The sequence below is a fragment of the Candidatus Poriferisodalis sp. genome (genome assembly GCF_965198245.1).
GTDB lineage: Bacteria > Actinomycetota > Acidimicrobiia > Acidimicrobiales > Poriferisodalaceae > Poriferisodalis.
In genome coordinates, this window is sequence record NZ_OZ240249.1 from 3,770,528 (window position 1) to 3,793,461 (window position 22,934).

The window sequence follows — 22,934 nt, forward strand, 5'->3', positions numbered from 1 at the left end:
GTTGTGGGCACATGAGCGGTGCGGGCGACATGGACAACCTCGACGGTGCGGCAGCCGTCGAGGTGGAGGGCGTCTCCAAGGTGTTCAACCCGGGGCGCCCCAACGAGGTCGTCGCACTCACCGACATCGATCTCCGGATCGGCTCCGGCGACTTCGTCACGCTGATCGGCCCGTCCGGCTGCGGCAAGAGCACCCTGCTGAGGCTGATCGCTGCACTGATCGACGTGAGCGACGGGTCGGTCAAGGTCAACGGCAAGCCAGCCGACCGTGCCCGTCTCGACCGCGACTACTCGATGGTGTTCCAGAGGGCAGGTCTGTTCGACTGGCGCAACGTGTCGCGCAACATTGAGCTGCCGCTCGAGCTGATGGGCTGGAAAGCGGCCGACCGTCGGCAGCGCTCAGCCGAAATGCTCGAATTGGTGAAGCTGGGCGAGTTCGCGAGGTACCACCCGGCGGAGCTGTCTGGCGGCATGCAGCAGCGCGTCGCCATCGCTCGGGCGATGTCGTTCGATCCGAAGCTGCTGTTGATGGACGAACCGTTCGGCGCCCTCGACGAGATGACCCGCGAGCACATGCAGAACGAGCTGCTGCGGATCTGGACCGAGACACAGACCACTGTGATCTTCGTGACCCACTCCATCAGCGAGGCGGTTTTCCTGTCCACGAGGGTGGTGGTCATGTCGCCCCGTCCGGGGAAGATCTCCGCTGTCATCGACACCGACCTTGGGGAGCGCAGCGAGGCAACCCGCGACAACCCGGCTTATTTCGCCAACGTGACGGCAGTGCGAAACGCACTGCGCGCAGGTCACACCTCGTGACCGCGGCAAAGGCGCTGCTTCGCTCATGGCTGCCTCCGATGGTGGCCGCGCTGATCATGTTCGGCGGCTGGGAGGCACTCCTGGCAGTGATCAGCCCTGACGGCTTCGTGCTCCCGCCGCCCTCGCGCATCGGCAGTGCGGTGGCCGAGAACTTCGGCACGATTGCGACAGCGACCGGCATCATCGGTTTCATCATCGTCACCGGACTCCTCGCTGGGGTCCTGGCGGGAGCGACGGCCGCCGTGCTCGTCACAGCCTTTCGTTCGGCCCACGAGACGATCACACCGCTGGCTGTTGCCGTCAACGCGGTGCCGATCATCGCGCTGGCACCCATCTTCAACGCCTGGTTCGGGATTCTGTCGCCCCGCTCCAATCAGGCCGTCGTGGTCGTACTGGTCTTCTTCCCGGTGTTCATCAACACGACCCGGGGGCTCGGGCAGCCCGAGCCCAGCCAGGTCGAGCTCATGGAGTCCTACGGCGCCGGCAAGTGGAGGATCATGCGCGAAGTGCGCATCCCGAACGCGATGCCGTACTTCTTCACTGCGCTCAAGCTCGCCACGTCGCTGGCGGTGATCGCGGCCATCGTGGCCGAGTATTTCGGCGGCCGCCAGGACGCGCTTGGCAACGTCATCACCAACTCGGCCGGACTGACCCGCTACGACGACGCCTGGGCGGCGGTGCTGGCCGGATCGCTGGTGGGCATCGGCCTGTACGCGATTGCTGCGGTGCTCGAACGGCTGATCATGCCGTGGTACTTCGCAGCGCGGAAGGCGGCATGAGGTGATCGTTCAGCGTGAGATCCCATTGGGGAACCTAACAGGGGGGAATTATGAAGGTTAAGAAAACGTTGATACGGGCGCTGGCACCGCTGCTGGCACTCGGCCTACTAACCGCGGCCTGCACCGGCAGCGATGACGCAACCGATGAGCCCGAATTCGAGCCCATTTCCGAAGTGTCGCTGCAGCTGCAGTGGTTCACGCAGGCACAGTTCGCCGGCTACTACGCGGCCCAAGCGCTCGGCTTCTATGAAGATGTCGGGCTCGACGTGGAGATCCTCGAGGGCGGTGTTGACATCGTGCCGGCCTCGGTTCTGGACTCAGGCGCCGCCGAATTCGCGGTCTCATGGGTGCCGAGAGGTTTGGTGCCCCGGGAAGAGGGTGCCAACATCACCAACATTGCCCAGGTGTTCCAGCGAAGCGCCACCTTGCAGGTGTCCTTCGCCGACTCCGGCATCAGCGAGGTCGGCGACCTCGAGGGCCGCACGGTCGGCAACTGGGGATTCGGCAACGAGTTCGAGCTGCTGGCGGGACTTCGCAAGAACGGGCTCGACCCGGACTCCGACGTTCAGCTGGTGCAGCAGAACTTCGACATGCTGGCTCTGATCGATGGACAGATCGACGCGGCGCAGGCCATGATCTACAACGAGTACGCCCAAGTGCTCGAGACAGAGAACCCCGCCACCGGCGAGCTCTTCCAGCCCGAGGACCTCAACGTCATCAACTGGAATGACGTGGGAACAGCGATGCTGCAGGACGCTCTGTGGGCAGACGCCGACCGCCTCGACGATGATCCGGCCTACCGCGATGCGGCTGTCCGGTTCGTTGAGGCGTCGCTGAGAGGCTGGATCCACTGCCGGGACAACCCCGCCGAGTGCGTGCAGATCGTGCTCGACAATGTCCCGACGCTGGGCGAATCGCACCAGACATGGCAGATGAACGAGATCAGCGCATTGATCTGGCCATCGCCACTGGGCGCAGGCATCATGGATCCTGACCTGTGGGCGCAGACCGTCGAGGTGGCGACCAGCGAAGGCATCCTGGCCTCGACTCCCACCGACGGCGCCTACCGCACCGACATTGCCGAAGAGGCAGTGGCGAATCTGCGGGAGGCCGGCATCGACGTCGTGGGTGACGGCTGGCAGCGAGTCACCGTCGAACTGCTTCCCGGCGGCGAGTAACCACTCGCGCACTCACCAGACCGAAACGGGGTGGCGGCGGTTCAACCGCCGTCGCCCCTGTCGGCTATCTCAGGCGCCGAGACTGAGTGCGAGCTGCGTGGCGCTGGCAACCGTTCGGCGGCGCCAGCGCCCAAACAGTGGCGGACCTCGATCGGCATGACATGAGACTTGGCAATTGGCTCACTGCGCGGCGGGTGGACCTGCTGCTGGCTGTCGCGGCGACAGTGGCGGCCGGGTCCGGGCTGGCGTCCTGGGCGGTGGGCACCGGCTGGGCTCGCTGGTTGACGGTCATGCACGCCCTCGCCGGCCTGAGCCTGCTGGCGCTGGCCCCGGCCAAGCTCCGAGGCTCGGTGCGCTCCGGGCTGAAGCGGCGCCGCGCTACCCGGTGGCTGTCGATGCTGCTGGGAGCATTGGTCACTGCCACGGTCGTGCTCGGCGTCCTCCACGCCACCGGGCTGTGGCACGGGGTGGGCTACTGGTCGGCGCTGTGGACCCATGTTCTGCTGGCCGCTCTGCTGGCCCCCCTGCTGGTGTGGCATATCGTCAGCCGACCGGGTCGCCCGAAAGTGGTCGACCTCGACCGCAGGGCACTGATCGGCGGGGGCATCGCACTGGCAGCCGCTGGAGCGGTGTATTGGATTCAGCAGCTGGCGGTGGGCGACAACCGGCGATTCACCGGCTCACACGAGATCGCTTCGTTCAACCCGTCGCAGATGCCAACGACCATGTGGCTCAACGACCAGTCGCCCCGAGTAGTCGCATCGGACTGGGAACTGACCGTCGCAGGCGAGCCGGTGGCGCTCGACACCTTGGGGGCCCGGGCTGCGCCGGTGACGGCCGACCTCGACTGCACCGGTGGGTGGTGGAGCCGCCAGTCGTGGGACGCGGTGCCGCTGTCAGAGCTGTTGCCGTCGGTGGACGCGCCCACGTTGGAGGTCACGTCGCTGACCGGCTACAGCCGCCTTTTCCCCGCTCGCGACGCTGCCAACCTGTACCTGGCCGTCGGCTACGGCGGTGAGCCGCTGCGCCGCGGACACGGCTCCCCAGTGCGGCTGGTGGTGCCTGGAAGGCGGGGCTTCTGGTGGGTCAAGTGGGTGAGCAGCATCGACCCCGTCGACCGCCCTTGGTGGCTCCAACTGCCGTTCCCGCTGGAATAGCCGGCCGTCGCCGGTGGCCGCACCGCCTCGCCTGGCCCCGCCGGGTGTGTCGAATTCAGCCGATCCTCTTATATCCACACTCTCAATGATATAATCGAGATTATGAGTAGATCAGCGCCGGCTCTGGCACCGCTCTTCAGGTCAGATCAGCAGCTCTGGATACTCGGGGTTCTCTTCGCCGGCACTGGAAACGAACTCACTATCGGGGCAATCGCCGAACGGGCACGCGTCGCGCAAGCCACGGTGAGCAGGGAAGTGGCACGACTCGAAGAGCACGGGCTCCTGGTCACCCGACTGTTGGGCCGCAACAGGCTCGTCCGCCCCAATTGGGAACTGCCGTGGGCCCCGGAACTCCGCTCCATACTGCTCCAGACTGTCGGCGTGTTGGGGCGCCTCGGCGGCGCTCTGGGTTGTGTGAAGGGTGTGGACGATGCGTTTGTCTACGGCTCGTGGGCAAGCCGCTATGTCGGCGAGCCGGGCACCTTTCCGAACGACATCGATGTCGCTGTGATTGGCAAGGCGCCGCTGCGGGCAGTTCGCGCGGCATGCCGTGACGTCGAAGAAGATCTGCGGGTAGAGGTCAACCCCATCGTGATCGACCGTGAGAGCTGGGACTCCCCTTCGCCGGAACCGTTCGTCGCTCATATTCGAGAGCAGCCCCTAGCGCCGATCATGCTAGAAGTCGAGCGTGGCGTCTGACTGGCTCGCTGAAGCGATCGCGACCCGTCGGATTGAACGAGTCAAGGCCAACATGGGAGCGGCTGGCGAACACATCAACGACGCCAGACGACACGTCGTATCGGCGCGCAAACTCGCTGAGAGCGACACAACCCTCGCCATTTCCGCATGTCACGACGCCATCCGCAAGGCCGTGGTTGGGCACATGTCGGCAAACGGGCTCCGAGTACGCGGTGGCGAAGGCGCCCACCGATTGACAATTGACTACGCCAGGCGCGAATTGGCAGGGTCCATTTCCGTGAGCGACCTCGTCGATGCGAACGAGATCCGCCAGGATCGGGCGCTTGCAGAGTACGGGGACTTTGCTTCCAGGAAGCTCAACGCGACTCATGTCCGCGCAGCAGCCGATGTAGCCGAACGCATCGTCAACGCCGTTGCGCGTGCGCTTGCTTCTTGAACCGCCCGGATAAGGCACGGTCGAGGCTGCAGACCTCGGCAAGCCGGAATCAGCGCCCGACCAGCGCTTAGGAAACAGCAGCGCCCCCGAACGGTTTCACGTTCGAGAGCGCTGCCGGGTCTGTCAGACGCTCCCTTGTCAAGCGGCGAGTGCGTGCGACTGTTTTTGGGTCTGTTCGTCGCGCCACATTCGTCGGATGACGCGGTTGGCGAGTTGGCGTTTGTGGGCTCGTCTGGCTTCGCGTCGGGTCTTGCCTTCGGTGGCTTTTTTGGCGAGGTAGGCAATCGCTTGGGGCTGGCTGCGCTGCTGGGTGACCGACGCGACGTGCAGCACGCTGTTGATGCGCCGGTTGCCTCTGAAGTCGAGCCGGTGCTTGACGGGGCTGGCGGCGCCTTCGCCTGATGACAGGGCGACGGCGCCGGTGCCGCACCAGCGGGCGAACTTGGACTCGCGGTCGAACCGGGTCGGGTCGCCGACCTCGCACAGCAGCGTGGCAGCTGAGATCGGGCCGATGCCTGGTTCGTCGCGCAGGGTGGTGCCGTGGCGGTCGAGCAGCTCGTCGATGAGGCGCTCGAGGCGGCGGATCTCGCGGCGAGCTGTGCGGTCCTGGCCGATGAACGCCTGGAGCCATTCGAGCCGATATTTGCCGGCGGGGGTCGAGCAGGTGTCGGGGTCGATGTGTTCGAGGCGGCGCAGCCGGGCTTCGATCTTGCCGTTCGTGGTGAGCTGGTCGCGTATCTCGGTCGGCAGCTTGGAGATCTGGTCCGCGACATGGTGCAAACCCAGCGTGCGTGCGGCCACCAGGGCCCGACGGTGCTCGAGCACAGCCTCGATCTCGGCCACGGCAGGGTCATAGACCTCCAGCGTCTGGACGGGTCCCAGCGTCGGCTCGGCCAACAGCGCCCGGGCCGAGGCGACCGCGTCGACAGCGTCGGTCTTGCCCAGCTGACGCGAGCGGCGCTGGGCCGCTGAGCGCGACGCCGGCACCTCGCGGGCGTCGAACCCGGCTGCTGTGAGCGCGATCGCGACGTGCGCTCCCCACTTGGCTGATCCCTCCACGCCGACCCGGCAGACGGCGTGAGCGTCGAGCAGATCGATCGCTTCGCCGTACCCGGCGGCGGTGTTGTCGAACGTCTCGTGGGTGATCTCGACGCCGCGATGGTCGACGATCCCTGCGGTGAAGGTGTCCTGGTGGGGGTCGATTCCCCCGACTGGCGGTGTCATGCTGTGCTCCTGCTGGAAGTGAAACTCCGGTGGGTCCGGGAACGGCAGGGGCGCTTCGTCACAACCGAGTCGAGACAGTCAGGCTCCCTTCAAGACAGGAGCGCTCCTGCCGGCCCCACACTCGACGCGACACGTCTGACAACAGGCACAAGGCCACAAGTCTGGTGGAGTCACCGTCGAGCATGGAACCGGACCGTAACCCCCTGGCAGAAGGCGCCGGCAAACCCAACAGTGACACTCGGTTTGGGTTGTGTGAGTGAGGCGAACCTCACCGGCGAACGCGTAGCCGATGGTCCATAGCTCGCGACGGAGGCCAACCCGTCGTCACGCCTGCTCTCGACCCAAGAGGGATCCCCCGCCTCGAGCAACATCCAAGAGCAGGAAGCGGCGCGCAGCTCACCAGTGCTCAATGAAGGACGGGCCAATCGACCCGCCAAACGCTCTCGAGGAGCCAGCCAACCGGTGTTCACGCAGGTGCTTCAATGAAGGGCAGGCCAACTGTCCCGCCAAACGACGACACCGACAAGGACGCCGGCACCTACTACGAGCTTCAAGGAAGGGCGGCTTAACTGATCCGCCAAACTCGTCCACGAAGAGGAACTCGACGCCCAGGTCCTCCCTTCAATGCAGGGCGGATCAATTGATCCGCCAGACGGAGCGCGGAACAGCGACTCGCCGGCGGGCAGCCCACTTCAATGAAGGGCGGATCAATTGATCCGCCAGACAAGCCCGGCCAGATCATCGCAGCGACGTTCACGCTACTTCAATGAAGGGCGGATCAATTGATCCGCCAGACCCACGGCTGAGCGAGACCGTCGTCCGCGGCGCTGTAACTTCAATGAAGGGCGGATCAGTTGATCCGCCAGACAACGCCACGGCCACGTCCGCAACTACGCCAAAACAACTTCAATGAAGGGCGGATCAATTGATCCGCCAGACGCCGTGCACGCCTCGCCGCCGTGCCAGGCGTACACGCTTCAATGAAGGGCGGATCAATTGATCCGCCAGACACTCGATGAGCGAGGAGCCGAACGGCCTGCTGAACCAGCTTCAATGAAGGGCGGATCAATTGATCCGCCAGACCATGGACCCGACGTGCCGTCACGCGGTGTTCGTTGAGGCTTCAATGAAGGGCGGATCAATTGATCCGCCAGACTCCAGCGCAGAGCTGGACCCGATCATCAGATGGGTGCTTCAATGAAGGGCGGATCAATTGATCCGCCAGACTGCGGTGAGATGGCGAACGGCGACGACCGTCATGGCGAGCTTCAATGAAGGGCGGATCAATTGATCCGCCAGACTACCGCGCACGGTGCGACTACGGCAGCGTCCTCACGCTTCAATGAAGGGCGGATCAATTGATCCGCCAGACGCTAGGGGCAAAACTGCGCCCGCACGCGCACGCGCGCTTCAATGAAGGGCGGATCAATTGATCCGCCAGACCGGCGCTTCGCAATTCCTATCGCAGCTACTACTTCAAGCTTCAATGAAGGGCGGATCAATTGATCCGCCAGACTGCTAGGTGCCACATTGCTAAAGGCGTTGCTACTTAGCTTCAATGAAGGGCGGATCAATTGATCCGCCAGACCGACGACCGGCGCACCTACGCGGCGATGCTGAGGCGGCTTCAATGAAGGGCGGATCAATTGATCCGCCAGACACCGAGCGGATGGATCGGATCGAGACAACGATCAGCGCTTCAATGAAGGGCGGATCAATTGATCCGCCAGACTGAGTCCAGCGCTCGAAAACGGCTGACAGGGACAGGCTTCAATGAAGGGCGGATCAATTGATCCGCCAGACAAGTCATCACGTTCGAAGTGAACGGCGAGCCGGTCGCTTCAATGAAGGGCGGATCAATTGATCCGCCAGACAGCTCTCGATATCTACCGGGGCTGACCAGCGGTTTCGCGAGCAGTTGCGAGCGCTCCGGTTCGGGGCGCTCGCGAGAAGCGTGGTATTCGATTGTCAAGGTGCAGAAATGGCCCGTACTTACGGGGTGCGAGCGCTCCCCGGGCATCGAGGCCTGACCGGACCGCTCGCATCAGACGATGACTGGTCCAGATTGGGGTAGTGGTGGCGCGTTACCGAGGAAGTCGAAGCACTCTTGACCTCGCTCTGTTGGCTTCCCGAGGTCGATGAATGCAATTGTGTCCTCGCCATGATGGATGGCTTCTCCAAGCTCCATTTTGAGATCGATCAACTCGATGTCGTCGAGATCACTGATGAACACGCTGTAATGCATCGGCCAACCATATGCCTTCATCGCCTTGTGCACCCGTCTGAGACGCTTCGGATCGCTGATGTCGTAGGAAACCAAGTATCGGCGACGACCGCTCATGAACCTACCTCGTAGTGAACGGGACGTACTCAGGAATCTCACCGAGCATGCAGGCCCCGAGCATCCGGGCCTGAACTTCGAGCACACGTCGGTAGGTGATCTTGTATCCATAAGTGGGATGAGTGACCTGGTGGTCGAGCCTCCGTTCATACGAAGCGATCACGGCTCGACGTGCCGCTTGCTCGAGTGCGACTCCCCCAGCTCGTATGACGAAGCCATTCTTGGTCACCTCGCCGTTGTTCACGGCGTTGATGACAACCGACTCGGCGATGATGGGACGGAACTCCTCGGCCAGATCAAGTGCGAGTGCGGGCCGCCCGAACCTGGGACGGTGGTAGACGCCCAAGTACGGGTCGAAGCCGATGGACAAGACGACCGCGGTGAGGTCCTTGACCAACAAGGCGTACAGGAAGGACAACAGACAGTTGACCGGGTCTCGCGGCGGCCGTCGGTTGCGCCCATCGAAGTCGAACGTCCCGAGATGGTCATCCTTCAGCATGGATGCGAAGCTGCCGAAATACGAACGAGCCGCTGCGCCCTCGATGCCGAGCAGCGACTCGATCGAATCGGTTACGTCAGCCTTCGCGGCAAGCTCCTTCAACTGCTGGACGGCCGCTTCCACCGGTTCGCGGGAATTGCGCATGAGCAGCGTTCGGGAGTTGCGGATCTTGCCGACGACCATCTGCCGGGCGAGCGGCAAGCCGGCCTGGGCTGCCACCGCAACCTGGCGCCGCCGCAGTTCCACGTGCTTGGACGGCATGCCATGCGCCATCCCTTGGAACCATCCTCCGTAGCTGAACCAGCACACCGGAATGTCCTCGCGGAACGCCGCGTGCAGCAACTGCGTGGATATTTGCACGTTCCCGCTGAGGTTGATCTGCGAGACGTCGATGAGGCGGTCGCTGCGAACCACTTCACGGTTGACCTTGACTTGTACCCGACGTTGGCTGATACCGAGCCGGGCACCCTGCTCGGTCACATACAGCGGGCGGGTCGCCGAATCGCGTGGAGTGAGTCGCCGCGGAGTGCCCTCGACGCGGCCGGTATGGAAGTTGGTTTCATCGGGCAGGCAGATTCCGACCAGCGAGCAGCGCGGACACTTGGGGCTGTTCACCAAAGGCGGTGGCGGATCATCTGAAGCCGCTACGCCGCGCAGTCGCTCCACGACATCGAGCGTGCGCTGCATGAGCCGGTCGTCGAACTCGACGGTCGTGCGCTCACGGGACGATGCGAAGTAGAACTGGCCCTCGCCGCAGTCGTAGCCCTCGTCGCGCAAGATCAGACCGATAGCAGCCAGCTGCAGAAGCTCCGGCTCCCATGCGGGTCCGTGCTTGGGAGGCCGGCCGCGTTTGACCTCGACAGGAACGACCCTTCCGTCGAAGCCCTCGACGATGTCGGTCTTGGCGATGAGCCCGAGCCGCTCAGAACTGACGAGTACCGAGCGCGCATTGTTTACCGGATCGTCCTCCGTGGATCCGCCCATGCGGCCGCCGCCCTGGTCCACGCTGCGATGCACGTATCGGCCATGAACCGTATCGGCGCTGTCCTCAAAACGACTCTGGACCCACTCCAAGTAGAACAATCGCGGGCAGTACACGAATTCATTGACCATCCGGGCCGGAACGAGATCGGGTACTTCAGTCACGTTGCCAGATCACCCTCGGTGGGCCGAAAGTGCCGTAGCCGCCCTGATCACTGCGGCGAATCTGGGACTGCATGACCCTTGTGATGCCCCAGCCGCGGTACTGGTCAGCGCGGTGTCGAAACTGTCGTTCCGATTCGCTATTGCTCGGCTCGGGCGCCGATGCGTGAGCCAGCAACGACCTCACTACGCCGATAGTCGCGGGCCGACCCCATAGCGGCCACGTGAAGCTGCCGCGCTTCCAGCTCCCGAAGCATCCCTGTGTAGCAGTGCCGCTGGCAGAACGAAAGCAGGGGTACCGGCTCAGGCCCAACAACGCGAGCGCCTCTGCTCCTGGATTGGTGAGCTTCTTGTCGGACGACGGATTCGCCGAACTAAGCGCGTAGACACGATCGTCGACCACGTCCCACATCAGCGAGGGGCGAGTGCTCGCATACGACCAAGGAAGCGTCATGTCCGCGACAAGTTCCTCGCTGGTGACGCCTCCGAGAATCTCGCGGGCCATCGAGACGAACTTCATTTGGCCTGCCGTGAAATAGAAGTCCGACGGTTTCGCCTTGCCGCTGTTGTCGAGACTGTTCTCCGCTACCAGGCACATCGCGAGTACGCCCACCGCCGGACTGGAACGTGCGTCGCAAAGGTATTGGGTGATCGCTGCTGGGCTGAGCTTGAGCTTCTGGTCGACCGTTGCAGCCAGCACCGGGCCTTCCAGCCAACGCTGTGCTGACGCAAGTGCCGTCGCGGCAATCGCCTCGACACTGACGTCAACAACCAACACCGCATGCGGAACCGGATCATCGGTCCAACGAAGCGACGCCGATTGCCCTACATGCTCAGCGGCGGCTTGGGCTCCGAGCGCCGCCAGAAAGCCGAGAGGATTGTTGCCAGCCAGTCCCAATAGTTGCAACTCAGGCATCGACGAACCCCCGGTCTGCTCCAACCGCATCCTGAGCTTCTTGGGCACTCTGCCGGTGATCAGCGAGACGGAGAATTGCTTCGAGCCACGCGAGGCCGTGGTGCCCGTACTTTGCGCTCAGGCGCCAGAAACGATCGGCCATCTCGGTTGCCAACGGCGTCTCGCTGAAGTTCGTGTGCGCGAACAGTCTCGTGCCGTCAACCTCATAGGCCAAGTCCTGCGGGCAATCGTCCGAGACGATTCGGGGCAGGGGACGACCCTGCCCGTGATGAGTTGCCACGAGATGCAGCACGAGGTCGGGATCGTGGCAACTTGCCATGAACTCCTGGGCTGACTGAGCCATTGCCACACTCGCGACTTCGTGGCGCACGGGTGGCCAGAGGTGAGGACGAGGTCGCGCGGAAGGCAGTGACTTCGCGAGCGGCTTGTCCTGCATCGCTAGACGGACGCGATCATGGCCGACCATCTGCGCCTGGAATCGGCTGTCTACCTTGCCGAGGTCGTGCAACTCGCCGGCACGCCGCAAATCTGCAATCAACGAATCTGAAAGTCCGAGGCGATGCCCGAATGCCGCCGCACGCTCGCCGACTCCCGAGAGGTGGTTCTCCAGAAGGACGCCGGTACCTGTCAGCGACGCATCGTTACCACCGGTTCCGAGCGTCGCGACATCCACGGAACGCTCGACGACCACGAAGTAGTCCTCGAGCCGAGCTTGTCCCGACGGAGTGGCGACTCTCGAAGATCTTGGCGTCACCAACTCGACGCTGAATTCACGCTCGTCTGCCTCTGCAAGCCACCGCAGCATTCCGAGTTGTTCTTGCAGCACGCCGTTACGGCGACCGTTCGCGACCTCCGCGTCGTCGAGCGGCCGAGGGTGTCCGCCAGCCAACCACGCAGGCAATGAGCCGCTATCGGCTGGCTGCGAGTCCGCGACTTGCAGGACGTTGCGAGCCCACGCCTGCACCTGCTGCTTCTTCGATAGTGCCGCGTGTTGGGCCTCTTCTGCCGCCGCCTCGCTGATAGGCCCCGGCATTTCCGCAACGTCGTCACCATGCCGGCGTTGGAGCTGCAAACGCAGACCGTCGCTGAGTCGTAACGTGCGTCGCCGACCGTACGCCCATTGAGCCTCATCGCCCAGGTCATGGACCGCCGCGTCGGTTGCGCCATGGTGAATGTCGGCACCGGATTCGGTCCTGGCGACTTTCGCAGGCTGAGGATCCCAAGTGCCAGCGGTCAGGCCACCTTGCGCTGGATCGACGAGCAGAACGTCACCGGCCCGCACTTCGTTGATTTCAACTTCCTCGAAGATTTCGTCCCCGCCGCAATATCGGCAAACGAGATTGCTTGCTGTACTTGCAGTCTCATCACCCGCACGAGTCGGTCTGCTTTGCGGGGCGGGTGTGCCGACATCCGCCGTCGGCGTCTCGTCGGCACCGCGTAGCCATGCTCGTGCCGCCGACATCGGCACCGACAAGTGCTCCGCTGGGCGCGGTGGCACCAACCGCAATGCGTCACTGCTTCGGTCCCAGCGCCAGACGATTGAGACCTCAGGCTCAGGAGGACTCTCGACGAACCCGTGCAGGAAGTCGCTGATGTCGGGCTGCACAAGTGGTTCAGGAAACGTTTGCGCCCACGCTTCAATGTGCGTGGGCAGCAACAACGGTGCTTGCGCGGCTGGCGCCCTCGCTTCGACGGGGAAATCCTTCAGCCTGTCGCTCGCCGGGCCGACATCAATCTCTGATTCGACGACGCGCTCGCATAGCTCACGCCAAGTGACTCGGACGGATTGACCGTAAATCGGGTCGGGGCGCACGCCCTCAACATCGGACTTCAAGCCGAGAACCCAACAGCGCGCCGGTTGGCCCGTGACGTGTGCCAGTGTTCCGCGCCGGTCTAGGCGACCTACCCGTTGGCGGAGGCTGTCGAGTGGGCACGCCTCAGTGATAAGCGCATCGAAGCTGAAGTCAGCGCCAACTTCAATCGACTGCGTGGCTACCACGACCGTCCGATCTGCCTCAGGATTCCGGCCATCAGGATCGACTAACTCAGCGATCTCGCGGAGTCGACGCTCCCGGTCCAGCGGGCGCATGCGACCCGTGATGAGATGCGCAATGAAACCTGCCTCGCTCAAGGAGCTCTGCACCTCTCGTGCTGTGCGCACCCGATTCACGACGACACCGACACTTCGTTCGTGATCTTTGAGTTCCTTCCGGACGATGCGCAGGATCTCCTTCGGCAAGGCTGCGTGCGGAGCGCTGCCCGGCAACGGAACCAGACGGGCCCTCTTCGGTGCACGAGCGATGAGACGGAGCCGCTTTCTCGTTGCATCCGGGCCATCGAGGTCCGTGGCGGGATCAAGCACGAAGCGACGACGCTCGTCGCCAGGGGGAGTTGCCGACATCTCAACGACGCCGCCTCTTTTGGGCAGCAGTGTTGCGTCAAAGGAGTTGCTGGACGCTTCCAACTTGATATCGCGCAATGTGGCCAAGAACGGCCGGCTCAGGTGAACCTCGTCGAGGATCACCAAGCAATCGTTACCGGCCAGTCCTGCATGGACAGGCCGCATTACTGAACTAATGCCGTAGCCACGGAACAAGAGCTTCGAACCGAACTGGTCGACGGTGGAGACCATCACCCACGGCTGATCGGGCCGAGTGGCCCATTCGTTGTCGAGCGGGATGCCACCGCGCAACGCTGAGACGCCAATGGGCTGGTCTACATCAGCGGCGACCTCATCGAGGGCGGAGCGCATTCGGTCAAGCACGCCGCCGTCCGCAATGCGGATCAAATGGCTGATGCGCTGGGCTCGCTCGTAGACCTGATCGACGACGATGCGGCGATCGATGACGAAGACAACGCGTCGCGGGAAAACCTTGGGCTTGACCGCGAGCGCAAACACCGCCGTGTCGAGCACCGCAGTCTTGCCAGTACCCGTCGGGAGGTCGATCACCTCGGGCCAACGTTCCTCTGTGAGCACTTGCTCGGTGAGGCGCACCTGCCACGGATACGGCGGCTGATCGTGGACAGCCTCAAAGAAGGAAGCAAAGTCATCGGCAGACAGCGGTTCAACGCTCATCTTGGCCTCGCCCGTCTCTGGTCTCAGGCGACGTCCGTCGTGCCGGAAGCGGTCGCATGAGGCCAAGTCCAAGGAACCTGCCGGAACCCAGCACGACCGGGCCCTCGACCTCTGCGTCGAATCGCAGGGTTGCATGCACAAGCCGCCGACGGACCACGTCACCTCGTCGAGAGCCCTGCACGAAGACCGGAAAGGCAGCAGCTGGCCGGGCCCCGATCATGAGCGGATCAAGCGAAACTGCGACCGTTGCGGGCTCAGGCAGACCGACGTGAGCGCACGACTGCCGCACCTGATCCTCGGCGGCGGCCCAAGCCTTCGCTCGGGCGGCTGGCGAGCCCTGCGTCAGCCGCCCCGGATTCTTGGGCAAGGCAATCGGAGTTGCACTCGCCCAATCATGCGACTGCCGTGACCATGATTGAGGTTCGAGGCTCTTGAATTCGAACGGAGGTTGTTTGCGCTGGAGATCAAGCACGGCACCGCCTAGAAGTGTCAGTCGGCACTGGCCATTCGGCTCGGCTCGTTCCCACAGGCCGATAGCGCGCAAGGCGGCGCGCGCCGCGGCTTCATCGAGCCCGTCGGGCAGCATCACGGCCATGCCCATGAGTCGGCCATCTGCGTGGTTGTGACCGACGTTGGGCAGCGCCAAGAACGCGATGTGGGGATCACGGCTCGGCCTGCCGTCCGGCAGATGGCCACTGAGACCTTCTGGCAATGGGTCATCTGCGTGATAAAAGATGGCGCCGCGCAGTGCCTCCGCACATTCGACGGTGCGCGTCAACGGCAAGTGGCGTTTGTCACCCGGCAATTCGAAGACAACGAGCTCACCAGCAACATCTGGGCGCACGACGGCAGACGCCGCACCCCCTTTGGTATCCACATTGGTGTATCGGACGCCGACGAACGGCATCGCCCGCGGCCGGGTGCCCTCGTGGGCCGCATACATCTGCTCAAGAGCAGCAAGTTGGCCGCGCTGAGTACAGCGCAAAATTGTCGTTCCTGTTCCCGGCCGCATCGTTGGCTCCGGTGCAGTCGGGAGCAACCGGCACGACACCAACGATGACGAGTGCCCAATTCGGGTCACTCTGCCAAGCAGCGCGTCAAGCGCAGCGGTGACGTCCGATGGAGGGGCTGCCTCCCAGCAAAACGTCACTTGGGAGCGTTCAGGAGTGACGGATGGAAACTGACGTTCCTGCTTGCCACGGCCGTCTGGGAGGAGCGCGACTGCAGCCTTTGGATTGGTAGCGCCAACTGGATCGACCATCGACGCCACATCGCGTTCCTTGTCGATCTTGTCGCGCAAACGCTCGACCGCTCGCGTTACCTCGCCGCCAGCTGATTCGAGTTCTCGGTAGAACTCGTCGAGGTGGTCATCCAACTGCTCGTCGCGACGCCGATACTGCGCGCCTGCGACGACCGATGCGTCGTTCACAGGTACGAAGTGGCTCACGGAGCGGCGAACGGCAACATCCGCGGACGGAGAGGCTGTAATCGCCGGCGCAGCCTGGCCTTCGAGCCATTCGAGTGCGTGCCTCTCATCCGCATCTGGAACGTCAGCGTCGGCCCATGTCGCCACGAGCGCCGAAAACAAGCGCGCCGGGTGCGGCGGCCACTCGTGTTCTCGGCGGTCGTGATGTGCCGTGGCCACATACCGACCGGTCAGCAGCGTGACTTCGACGGCAATCACACCGACTCCGCGGCACCCTCGCGTGCCGAGACCTCGCGACTGCGCCGAAGCAACTCGACCAGCTTGGGTGCGGGGACAAGCCGGATCTCCTCAGTCGCCCAGCCGAGGCCCGCATCCGCTGCCGCATTGGCCGCCTTCTCTACAAGTTGCGCACTCGAATCGCGACCGATGGCGACAATCTCCGGTGTGGACCCATCCCGCCCGACGAGTTCAACGGACGGCGAATGTTCGGGAATCAACAAGCACCGCGAACGCAGATCGAAGTCCATCTCGTAGCCATACGCGATCGCTGCAACTCCCAATGCAGCAACAGCAGTTCGGGCGGCCACAGCGGCACCCCGACTTTCGTCCTCGAACTTGAGTCGGCGCAGCGCTGCCAGTGACAGCACCGTGGTCTGGCGCGCCGCAGAGATCGTCACGCCCCCTGTCAACGGATCGATCGAAGGCGGGATGTTGCCATGGTTGATCTTGGACGGCTGACCAGCCTCCCCGGACTTGCTTCCCCGAGACGCTGGTTCCGGTTTTCCGCCCTTGAGTTGGACAGCCTCGTTTGGATCGAAGGTCCAGACTTGCTCGGGGTTGGCGTGGTTATACGCAATCTTGTCTCCAGCGAGCCTCCCGATCTGCAGTGGGTCGATGCGGCTGCCAACCTTCGTACCGATCTCCGCATCGAGGCCGACGATCTCCGACACAAACGCCCGCTGGAACTTTGCGCCGAGGCCTCTCTTAGGCCCCGTCGAGTCCCATTGACCGAACAAGAGCGCTGTCGGTGCATAACGGAACATTTCAGTCGCATTGCGAGGATGTGCCTCAGTGATCGCGCGACCTATATCTGACAGGCGAAACAGTGTGCCGTCCAGGAGACTGTCACGAAATATTGCATCCGCGATGCGATGCGGAGCCTCCAGCACTGTAATTCGGCCGATATCTCTCACGCCTTCCTCACCGGCGAAATCGACATAGGCAACGGGAAAGCTGAGCTCACCGCCCTCCCAACCTTCGAGCAGCGACATCTCCGCGCGGTTCGCCTGCGAAGCCACAGAGTCAAGTAGCACCGTCTTGGCAACCCGATCCCCTACACGCCGCTCCTCCTCCGCATATGCAGCCCTGTTGTCGACGGAATAGGTGGGCGGGAATACCTTCCCGCCGTCACCGTCAGCCGGCTGCAGGCTCAACACAGAGCGCAGCGCAACCGCTCCACCCGCCACCGCGTCCCGCAGCATCTCGTAGGTCAACTCAGTCATCTGTGTGTCCTTGCCGGCGGCACTGAACCGCCAATCGCGTTGTGAAGATCATGTACGCACGGTGTGACAAGCGCGCGGATGCATCAACACTGCGAAGTGTGCACAGCAACAAATTCCAAGCACCTAGGCAAGGAAGGCCGGAGATCGCTCCCCGACAACGGGCAGCGAAACGCCGCAGAGGCCGCCAGACCGCACCTTGGAACTGCAGGCGTCTGCAACCGAATCTTGCCAGTAGGCCCAGAACCTGTCGGCGTTCCGAGCAGCATCCAGCGAGGTCGTCGAGGCAACAAAGAAAAGCCCCGCCATTCCAGGTCAAGCGCGAGGCGTCCTGAAAGGCGGGGAAGATTGCGCCCCACGATACTCCGGCGGAGGTACGGCCGACAGAGCACCACCGTGCTCCACGTGATGCCTGCGCACAGCGGCTGGCCGGATCGGCTCTTGACGCGGTCACGTGCTCCGCAGGCGATCGGCCGGAGCGACGATGATGCGGTCGTCGAGCCGGTACGTCAACTCGCCGGTGTTCAGCACGAAGCCCGCATTGAATGCGTCGCCGAGGGTGTCGCGTAGCGCACGCAGGCCGCGTGTATCGCTGTGATCGACACGGGCTGCGGCCTTCACCTCGAATGCCGTGACCGCGCCGTCGCTGGGTCGGCGGACACTGCGTCACGCATCGCAGGTTGATCGAACTGGGGATTTGGAGGGGTCTGAATCAAGGATTTGGAGGAGCCTTCGAGGGCATGGGCCTTCGGGCGAGCCAGCCCATGGACGGGCACCGCTTCGTGTGTCCTATATGTCACCAATAGTGCTGTCGTGTATAATCTGGACAAGAGAGGCGACATGGCACAGACGCTCGGTCAAGATGAGGCGACGCAGGCAGGTCGACGGATGGCTGGGCGGATGGCCGCGGCCAGCGCATGGCTCACCGAGTGGGGCCTAACGACGTCTGATCTCGTGCTCGCGAACCCGCCGCGGAGCATCGCCGTTGGTCCCGAAAAAGGCGAGCCGAGCGCCGAAGATGTCCTTGGGGTCGTAGAGGATCACTATCTGCGACCCGACATGGAAGTCAGCATCCTCAACGCCCACCGTGTGCATGCCGCTCGACAGACCTTGCTCGACAGCGGGGCATTCACTGTCAAGCAACTCGCAGCAGCGCATGGGCGGCCTGTGAACACCGTGCACAAACAGATCCAGCGGGCCGGCAAGCGAGGCGAAGTGCTGGCCGTCACAGTGAACGGCGAGACTCACATTCCGGCCGTCCTACTCGATGAGGCACTTGAGTTCCGTGCACATTGGCAGCGGGTGATCTCTGTCCTGCAAGACGCTGGGATGACCGGCTGGGGCATCTGGCGATGGATCGCGGAACCCAACGCAGGATTGTCCGGCGAGATCGCCGCCGAGCTGATCGAGTCGAGTCCTGAGCGGGTCTACGCAGCGGCCCGGCGACGGGTCATCCAAATCGCCGCGTGAACTGCCCCGATCTGGGCAACTGTCCGGTAGCGCGCCCTGACGTACCCAAGCATCTCCGCTCTCACGTCATCAAAGCTGGGACATCGTGGTACAACGTGTCGCGCCACGCCGAGGTCTTCAACAGCACAGGAGTCGGCGACAGCCGATTCAGCCCACTTCCCGCCACCGACGGCCCGCCGATCCCCCACGTCTATCTGGCACAGAACCACGTAGGTGCGCTGCTGGAGAGCGCCTTGCACGACGTCTGGGGTGCAACTGCAACCATTCAGCGCACAGATCTGCGTGGACGATGCCTGCGCCGCGTCACATGCCTGACAGACCTTCGCGTCATAGACCTACGCGACGACCAACTCGACCACTACGGGATCGGGCGTGAGCAGCTCATTGCCAGTCCCCCAGAGCACTATGCGTGCACACGCAGATGGGCGCAGCAACGAGCTCAGGCATCGATCGGCGGGCAACCGACCGCCGGATTCATCTGGCACTCGCGACAAGTTGAAGTCGCCGCTGACCACGCACGTGAGCCGATGCGAATACTGCTGGCCATCGTCGAACAAGCTGGACATACGGCAATCATCTACGACAGCAACGGACGAGGCCACGACTGGTTCAACACAGACATCGTTCACGCAGACCTCAGCGTCGGCAACGGCTTGGCCTTCGTGACCGAACTTGCCGTGGCGTTGGGTCTGCATGTCGAAGACTGAGCTGCCCTCAAAGCAACTTCACTCCGAGCTTCGGCTGCACGCCCAACTAGCGTCCGCGTCATGAGCGCAGAACCATCCGCAGAAGGCCGTCCGGGAGGTAGAGCAGAGGCTGAGCCGGTGGTGCTGTACACCGAGGCCGACACTGTCGCTTTCATCACCCTGAACCGGCCCGAGCGCATGAACACGCTGACCGAGGGCGTCATTGCGGGGGTGGCGGACGGGATCGATCGGGCGACGGCATCGAGAAGCGTTCGCTCGATCGTGCTCCGAGGCAGCGGCCCAACGCTGACGGCGGGATATGACCTCAACCCCGGCGGGGGCAGCACCCGTGGCGGCAGCCACGGCAATGTGGCAGCGAGCACCGTGGAATCGAGTTCAGGGGAGCTGTACGACTCGTGGGGCAGTCCTTACAGCGCTCCTGGTCCGAAGCCTCGCGAGGGTGCCTGGGACCCTGTCCGGGACTGGCAGTTCATGGGCCACAACGTGAAGCGATTCATGAAGATCTGGGAATGCCCAAAGCCGGTGCTGGGTCAGATCCACGGTTGGGCCATCGGCGGAGCCACCGACATGATCCTGTGCTGCGACCTGCTGTTCATGGCCTCAGATGCGTACATCGGCTATGCCCCCTCACGCATCTACGGCACGCCCACCACGATGATGTGGGTCTACCGCTTGGGCCTCGAGCACGCCAAGCAGTTCTTGCTGTCGGGCGACGCCATTGACGCCGAGACGGCCCATCGCATCGGGCTGGTCGCCTACGTGTACCCGCCCGACGAGCTCGGCGAGCAGATTGAGGCGTTCGCCCGCCGGCTTGCGCATATCCCGGCGAACCAGCTAGCGCTCAACAAGCTGCTCATCAACCAGGCGTTCGAGAACATGGGACTGCGCACGAGTCAGTTGCTCGGCACGTTCTTCGACGGTGTCACCCGCCACACCGAGGAGGCCTACCGCTGGGTGGAGCATTTCGAGACGAAGGGCTTCCGCCAGGTCATCGCTGAGCGGGATGCTCCCCACGGCGACTACGGCGAGCGGCCGCGATGAGCGGGCAGGCGGGTGACGGCCTGACGCTGGTCCTGCTACACGGGCTGGGGGCCAACCGGCACGTGTGGGACGTCGTGGCCGAGCTGTGGGACGGCGATGTCTACGCACCAGACTTTCGCGGGCACGGTGAGGCGCCGTGGCATGGGCACTACTCGTTCGGGGTGATGGCGGCCGACGTGGCCGAGGCGCTGCAGCGTGACCGCGGCCCGGGGCCGTACGCGGTCGTCGGACACTCGATGGGCGGGGCGGTCGGGCTTGCGCTCGCCTCGGGCTGGTTCGGACCGCCGCCGACACATGTGGCGACGATCGGAGTGAAGCTGCGCTGGTCCGACGAGGAGCTGTCTCGCATCGACGGCCTCGCTGCGCGGCCGCCGCGCATGTTCGAAGACCGGGACGGCGCCGTCGAGTGGTTCATGAAGCTGTCGGGGCTATTTGGCGTGTTCGCACCTGATGACCCGCGTCTCTCGGCAACGATCGACTCCGGTGTGATCGCCGATCAGGCCTCAGGCGCAGTAGGCGCCGATTGGCTCTGGAGAACCACCCAGGATCCCGCCACGGTCGGCGTCGGTCCGCCGGACATGACGGGCTTGCTGCCCGCAGCGAAGTGCCCGGTGGTGATGGCGCTGGGAGAGCACGATCCGCTCGCCGCCCCCGATCATCACGACGACCTGGCCGCGACTGCCGCCACAAACCCGTTCGCCGCCGGGGTCACAACACCGCACGTGTTCTTCGGCCTCGGCCACAACGCCATGGTCGAGGACCCTCGGGCTGTCGCAGCGTGGCTCGCGACCCTTCCCGCGTTCGCTGGGGCCTTCTGAAAGTTCGGAGTTTCGGATAACCGGTTACAAACCGCGCAAACACGGATATTATCTGCCATAACCGAGGAAAATATCCGAGTTACCGGCATGTTGTTCACCACACCTGAATTGGACGCCACGGAGCGCCACGTCGTCACCGAGGTCGAGGACCTGCGACAACGGTTGAGCTTCCGCCTGCGACAGCCCCGTCGCTGGCACGGCCTGTTACGGCGAATGGCTCGTGCTCGCGCTGTGCAAGGGTCGAACAGCATCGAGGGCTACTACGCGTCGCTGGATGACGTCCTCGCGATCAGCGACGATGCGGAACCTCTTGACGCCGCCGAGGAAACGCGGCAGGCGCTTCGCGGATACCGGGACGCCATGACCTACGTCCTGCAAATCGCTGACGATCCCGATCCGACCTACAGCGAGCACTTGTTGCGCGGTCTGCACTTCATGATGCTCAACTACGACCTCGCTGCGCGGCCAGGCCAATGGCGCATCGGCGACGTCTTTGTCCGCGACGACGCTCAGGAGATCGTCGTCTACCAGGGTCCAGATGTCGACGAGGTCCCATCGCTGATCCGCGAAATACTCCTGGCACTGAACAATCCAACCCCAGACGAGCCCGTCCTCGTTCGCGCCGCGATGGCTCACCTCAACCTCGTGATGATCCACCCGTTCCGCGATGGAAACGGACGCATGGCGCGCTGTTTGCAGACGCTTGTACTGGCGCAAGAGGGCGTCGGTGACCGAGTGTTCGGCTCGCTTGAGGAATATCTCGGTGCTCACACGCAGGACTACTACGACGTGCTTGGTTCGGTTGGTGGCGGCTCGTGGCAGCCACATCGCGATGCTCGTGCGTGGATTCGCTTCGTGCTCACCGCTCACTTGCGCCAGGGACGGATCGAATTGCGACGCGTGCGTGAAGCCGAACGTTTGTGGGACGAACTGGAACGAATCTCGGCTGAATTCTCCCTGCCAGAACGCTCGCTCAATGCACTCGCAATGGCAGCCAATGGCCTGCGTGTGCGCAACGCCACCTATCGAGCAGCTTCTGAGGAACTGAGCGACGAGGCAGCCGGTCGAGATCTGCGTCGCCTCGTCGATGTCGAAATGCTCGTCCCCCAGGGAGAGAAACGCGGCCGCTTCTATCGCGCTGCACCACAATTGCGCGCCATACGCGAGGAAATCATTGCCACGCGCGACCCAATGGAGACCACCGATCCATTCGCCTGAATCGGACATGGGTGATAGCTCAACCAAGTTCCTGAACTGGCTCCGTTGTTAACCGGCGAGCGCGGCGAACTGCCCAGACCGCGAACGCCACGGCCGCAATAGTGGCGAGCATCAGCGCTGTGTGCACCAGCTTGAAGCCAGTCGTCTGAGTGCTGCCGGCCCAGAGCTGCGCGCTGCGTATGGGCCAGTAGAGCACCGACAGCGTTGCCAGCATCACGAACCACCTCGGGCCGAACTTGCCTGAGACAGCCCAGACGAGCGTCGCGAGCCCGAGATTCACAAACATGAGGGCAACGAGCACGCGCCACAGCGTTCCCCCGAAGCCGAGGTCGCCCGCTTGGGAGACGTTGACGATGCGAGTCAACCAGATCGCCACGGTCCACGCCGCCAGAATCAACAGCGGAAATCGAGCGCCATTCGGGCGCAGCGGTGCCTTGTTCGTGGACTGCATCACCTTGATGATGCCGCCGCTCGTGCGTGTTTGCGGAC

The 22,934-nt window shown here is 63.6% G+C and carries 20 protein-coding genes and 1 CRISPR repeat array; of the genes, 11 read left to right on the plus strand and 9 right to left on the minus strand.

Annotation, left to right across the window (positions count from 1 at the left end):
• The first annotated feature begins 11 nt into the window (after nucleotides 1-11).
• The 6 genes from ACOCMM_RS16745 (at nucleotide 12) to ACOCMM_RS16770 (ending at nucleotide 5,067) form a co-directional block, all read left to right on the plus strand.
• The gene (locus ACOCMM_RS16745) at nucleotides 12-818 is read left to right on the plus strand and encodes an ABC transporter ATP-binding protein (RefSeq protein ID WP_419554264.1); all 807 of its coding nucleotides are present in this window, start codon (nucleotides 12-14) and stop codon (nucleotides 816-818) included.
• Complete coding sequence (locus ACOCMM_RS16750; RefSeq protein ID WP_419554265.1) at nucleotides 815-1,597, plus strand: ABC transporter permease; 783 nt, start codon at nucleotides 815-817, stop codon at nucleotides 1,595-1,597. Before ACOCMM_RS16745 ends, ACOCMM_RS16750 begins: the two co-directional genes overlap by 4 nt.
• A 50-nt stretch (nucleotides 1,598-1,647) precedes the next feature.
• Nucleotides 1,648-2,775, plus strand: coding sequence for an ABC transporter substrate-binding protein (locus tag ACOCMM_RS16755; protein WP_419554266.1), 1,128 nt, complete (start codon nucleotides 1,648-1,650; stop codon nucleotides 2,773-2,775).
• A 161-nt stretch (nucleotides 2,776-2,936) separates the two neighbouring features.
• Complete coding sequence (locus ACOCMM_RS16760) at nucleotides 2,937-3,932, plus strand: molybdopterin-dependent oxidoreductase (RefSeq protein ID WP_419554267.1); 996 nt, start codon at nucleotides 2,937-2,939, stop codon at nucleotides 3,930-3,932.
• Nucleotides 3,933-4,034: 102 nt separating this feature from the next.
• Nucleotides 4,035-4,631, plus strand: a complete 597-nt coding sequence (locus ACOCMM_RS16765) for a winged helix-turn-helix domain-containing protein (protein ID WP_419554268.1) — start codon at nucleotides 4,035-4,037, stop codon at nucleotides 4,629-4,631.
• Nucleotides 4,621-5,067, plus strand: coding sequence for a HEPN domain-containing protein (locus ACOCMM_RS16770; protein WP_419554269.1), 447 nt, complete (start codon nucleotides 4,621-4,623; stop codon nucleotides 5,065-5,067). The genes ACOCMM_RS16765 and ACOCMM_RS16770 overlap by 11 nt, the downstream gene beginning before the upstream one ends.
• A gap of 138 nt (nucleotides 5,068-5,205) precedes the next feature.
• Here ACOCMM_RS16770 and ACOCMM_RS16775 read toward each other — a convergent pair whose 3' ends face one another.
• The 8 genes from ACOCMM_RS16775 to ACOCMM_RS16810 all read right to left on the minus strand — a co-directional run bounded on the left by ACOCMM_RS16775 (nucleotide 5,206) and on the right by ACOCMM_RS16810 (nucleotide 17,812).
• Nucleotides 5,206-6,291 (minus strand): IS110 family transposase, encoded by a 1,086-nt coding sequence (locus ACOCMM_RS16775; RefSeq protein ID WP_419554270.1) that lies wholly within the window; start codon nucleotides 6,289-6,291, stop codon nucleotides 5,206-5,208.
• A 476-nt stretch (nucleotides 6,292-6,767) separates the two neighbouring features.
• Nucleotides 6,768-8,165: direct repeats of the CRISPR family, unit length 36 nt; unit sequence GCTTCAATGAAGGGCGGATCAATTGATCCGCCAGAC.
• A 170-nt stretch (nucleotides 8,166-8,335) separates the two neighbouring features.
• Entirely contained in the window at nucleotides 8,336-8,632 is a 297-nt protein-coding gene (cas2, locus tag ACOCMM_RS16780) for a CRISPR-associated endonuclease Cas2 (RefSeq protein WP_419554271.1), read from the minus strand.
• 4 nt (nucleotides 8,633-8,636) lie between these two features.
• Nucleotides 8,637-10,277: a CRISPR-associated endonuclease Cas1 gene (gene cas1, locus ACOCMM_RS16785; protein ID WP_419554272.1), complete on the minus strand. Its 1,641-nt coding sequence runs from the start codon at nucleotides 10,275-10,277 to the stop codon at nucleotides 8,637-8,639.
• Nucleotides 10,270-11,190 (minus strand): hypothetical protein, encoded by a 921-nt coding sequence (locus tag ACOCMM_RS16790; RefSeq protein ID WP_419554273.1) that lies wholly within the window; start codon nucleotides 11,188-11,190, stop codon nucleotides 10,270-10,272. The genes cas1 and ACOCMM_RS16790 overlap by 8 nt, the downstream gene beginning before the upstream one ends.
• Nucleotides 11,183-14,266, minus strand: coding sequence for a type I-U CRISPR-associated helicase/endonuclease Cas3 (cas3u, locus tag ACOCMM_RS16795; RefSeq protein ID WP_419554274.1), 3,084 nt, complete (start codon nucleotides 14,264-14,266; stop codon nucleotides 11,183-11,185). Before cas3u ends, ACOCMM_RS16790 begins: the two co-directional genes overlap by 8 nt.
• The gene (gene csb2 / locus ACOCMM_RS16800; RefSeq protein ID WP_419554275.1) at nucleotides 14,256-15,950 is read right to left on the minus strand and encodes a type I-U CRISPR-associated protein Csb2; all 1,695 of its coding nucleotides are present in this window, start codon (nucleotides 15,948-15,950) and stop codon (nucleotides 14,256-14,258) included. The genes cas3u and csb2 overlap by 11 nt, the downstream gene beginning before the upstream one ends.
• Nucleotides 15,947-17,194, minus strand: a complete 1,248-nt coding sequence (cas7u, locus tag ACOCMM_RS16805; protein ID WP_419554276.1) for a type I-U CRISPR-associated RAMP protein Csb1/Cas7u — start codon at nucleotides 17,192-17,194, stop codon at nucleotides 15,947-15,949. Before cas7u ends, csb2 begins: the two co-directional genes overlap by 4 nt.
• Before the next feature lie 447 nt (nucleotides 17,195-17,641).
• Entirely contained in the window at nucleotides 17,642-17,812 is a 171-nt protein-coding gene (locus tag ACOCMM_RS16810) for a hypothetical protein (protein WP_419554277.1), read from the minus strand.
• 219 nt (nucleotides 17,813-18,031) lie between these two features.
• On the opposite strand from ACOCMM_RS16810, the gene ACOCMM_RS16815 reads away from it, so the two are divergent.
• The 5 genes from ACOCMM_RS16815 to ACOCMM_RS16835 all read left to right on the plus strand — a co-directional run bounded on the left by ACOCMM_RS16815 (nucleotide 18,032) and on the right by ACOCMM_RS16835 (nucleotide 22,445).
• Nucleotides 18,032-18,661 (plus strand): hypothetical protein, encoded by a 630-nt coding sequence (locus tag ACOCMM_RS16815; protein ID WP_419554278.1) that lies wholly within the window; start codon nucleotides 18,032-18,034, stop codon nucleotides 18,659-18,661.
• 95 nt (nucleotides 18,662-18,756) lie between these two features.
• Nucleotides 18,757-19,368 (plus strand): RES domain-containing protein, encoded by a 612-nt coding sequence (locus tag ACOCMM_RS16820; RefSeq protein WP_419554279.1) that lies wholly within the window; start codon nucleotides 18,757-18,759, stop codon nucleotides 19,366-19,368.
• Between the two features lie 60 nt (nucleotides 19,369-19,428).
• Entirely contained in the window at nucleotides 19,429-20,409 is a 981-nt protein-coding gene (locus ACOCMM_RS16825) for a crotonase/enoyl-CoA hydratase family protein (RefSeq protein ID WP_419554280.1), read from the plus strand.
• The gene (locus ACOCMM_RS16830; RefSeq protein WP_419554281.1) at nucleotides 20,406-21,227 is read left to right on the plus strand and encodes an alpha/beta fold hydrolase; all 822 of its coding nucleotides are present in this window, start codon (nucleotides 20,406-20,408) and stop codon (nucleotides 21,225-21,227) included. The genes ACOCMM_RS16825 and ACOCMM_RS16830 overlap by 4 nt, the downstream gene beginning before the upstream one ends.
• Nucleotides 21,228-21,314: 87 nt before the next feature.
• Nucleotides 21,315-22,445: a Fic family protein gene (locus ACOCMM_RS16835; protein ID WP_419554282.1), complete on the plus strand. Its 1,131-nt coding sequence runs from the start codon at nucleotides 21,315-21,317 to the stop codon at nucleotides 22,443-22,445.
• A 19-nt stretch (nucleotides 22,446-22,464) separates the two neighbouring features.
• Here the strand turns inward: ACOCMM_RS16835 and ACOCMM_RS16840 are convergent, their stop codons facing one another.
• Nucleotides 22,465-22,896 carry a hypothetical protein gene (locus ACOCMM_RS16840; RefSeq protein ID WP_419554283.1) on the minus strand — a complete coding sequence of 144 codons (432 nt, stop codon included), beginning with the start codon at nucleotides 22,894-22,896 and terminating at the stop codon, nucleotides 22,465-22,467.
• Nucleotides 22,897-22,934: the final 38 nt, after the last annotated feature.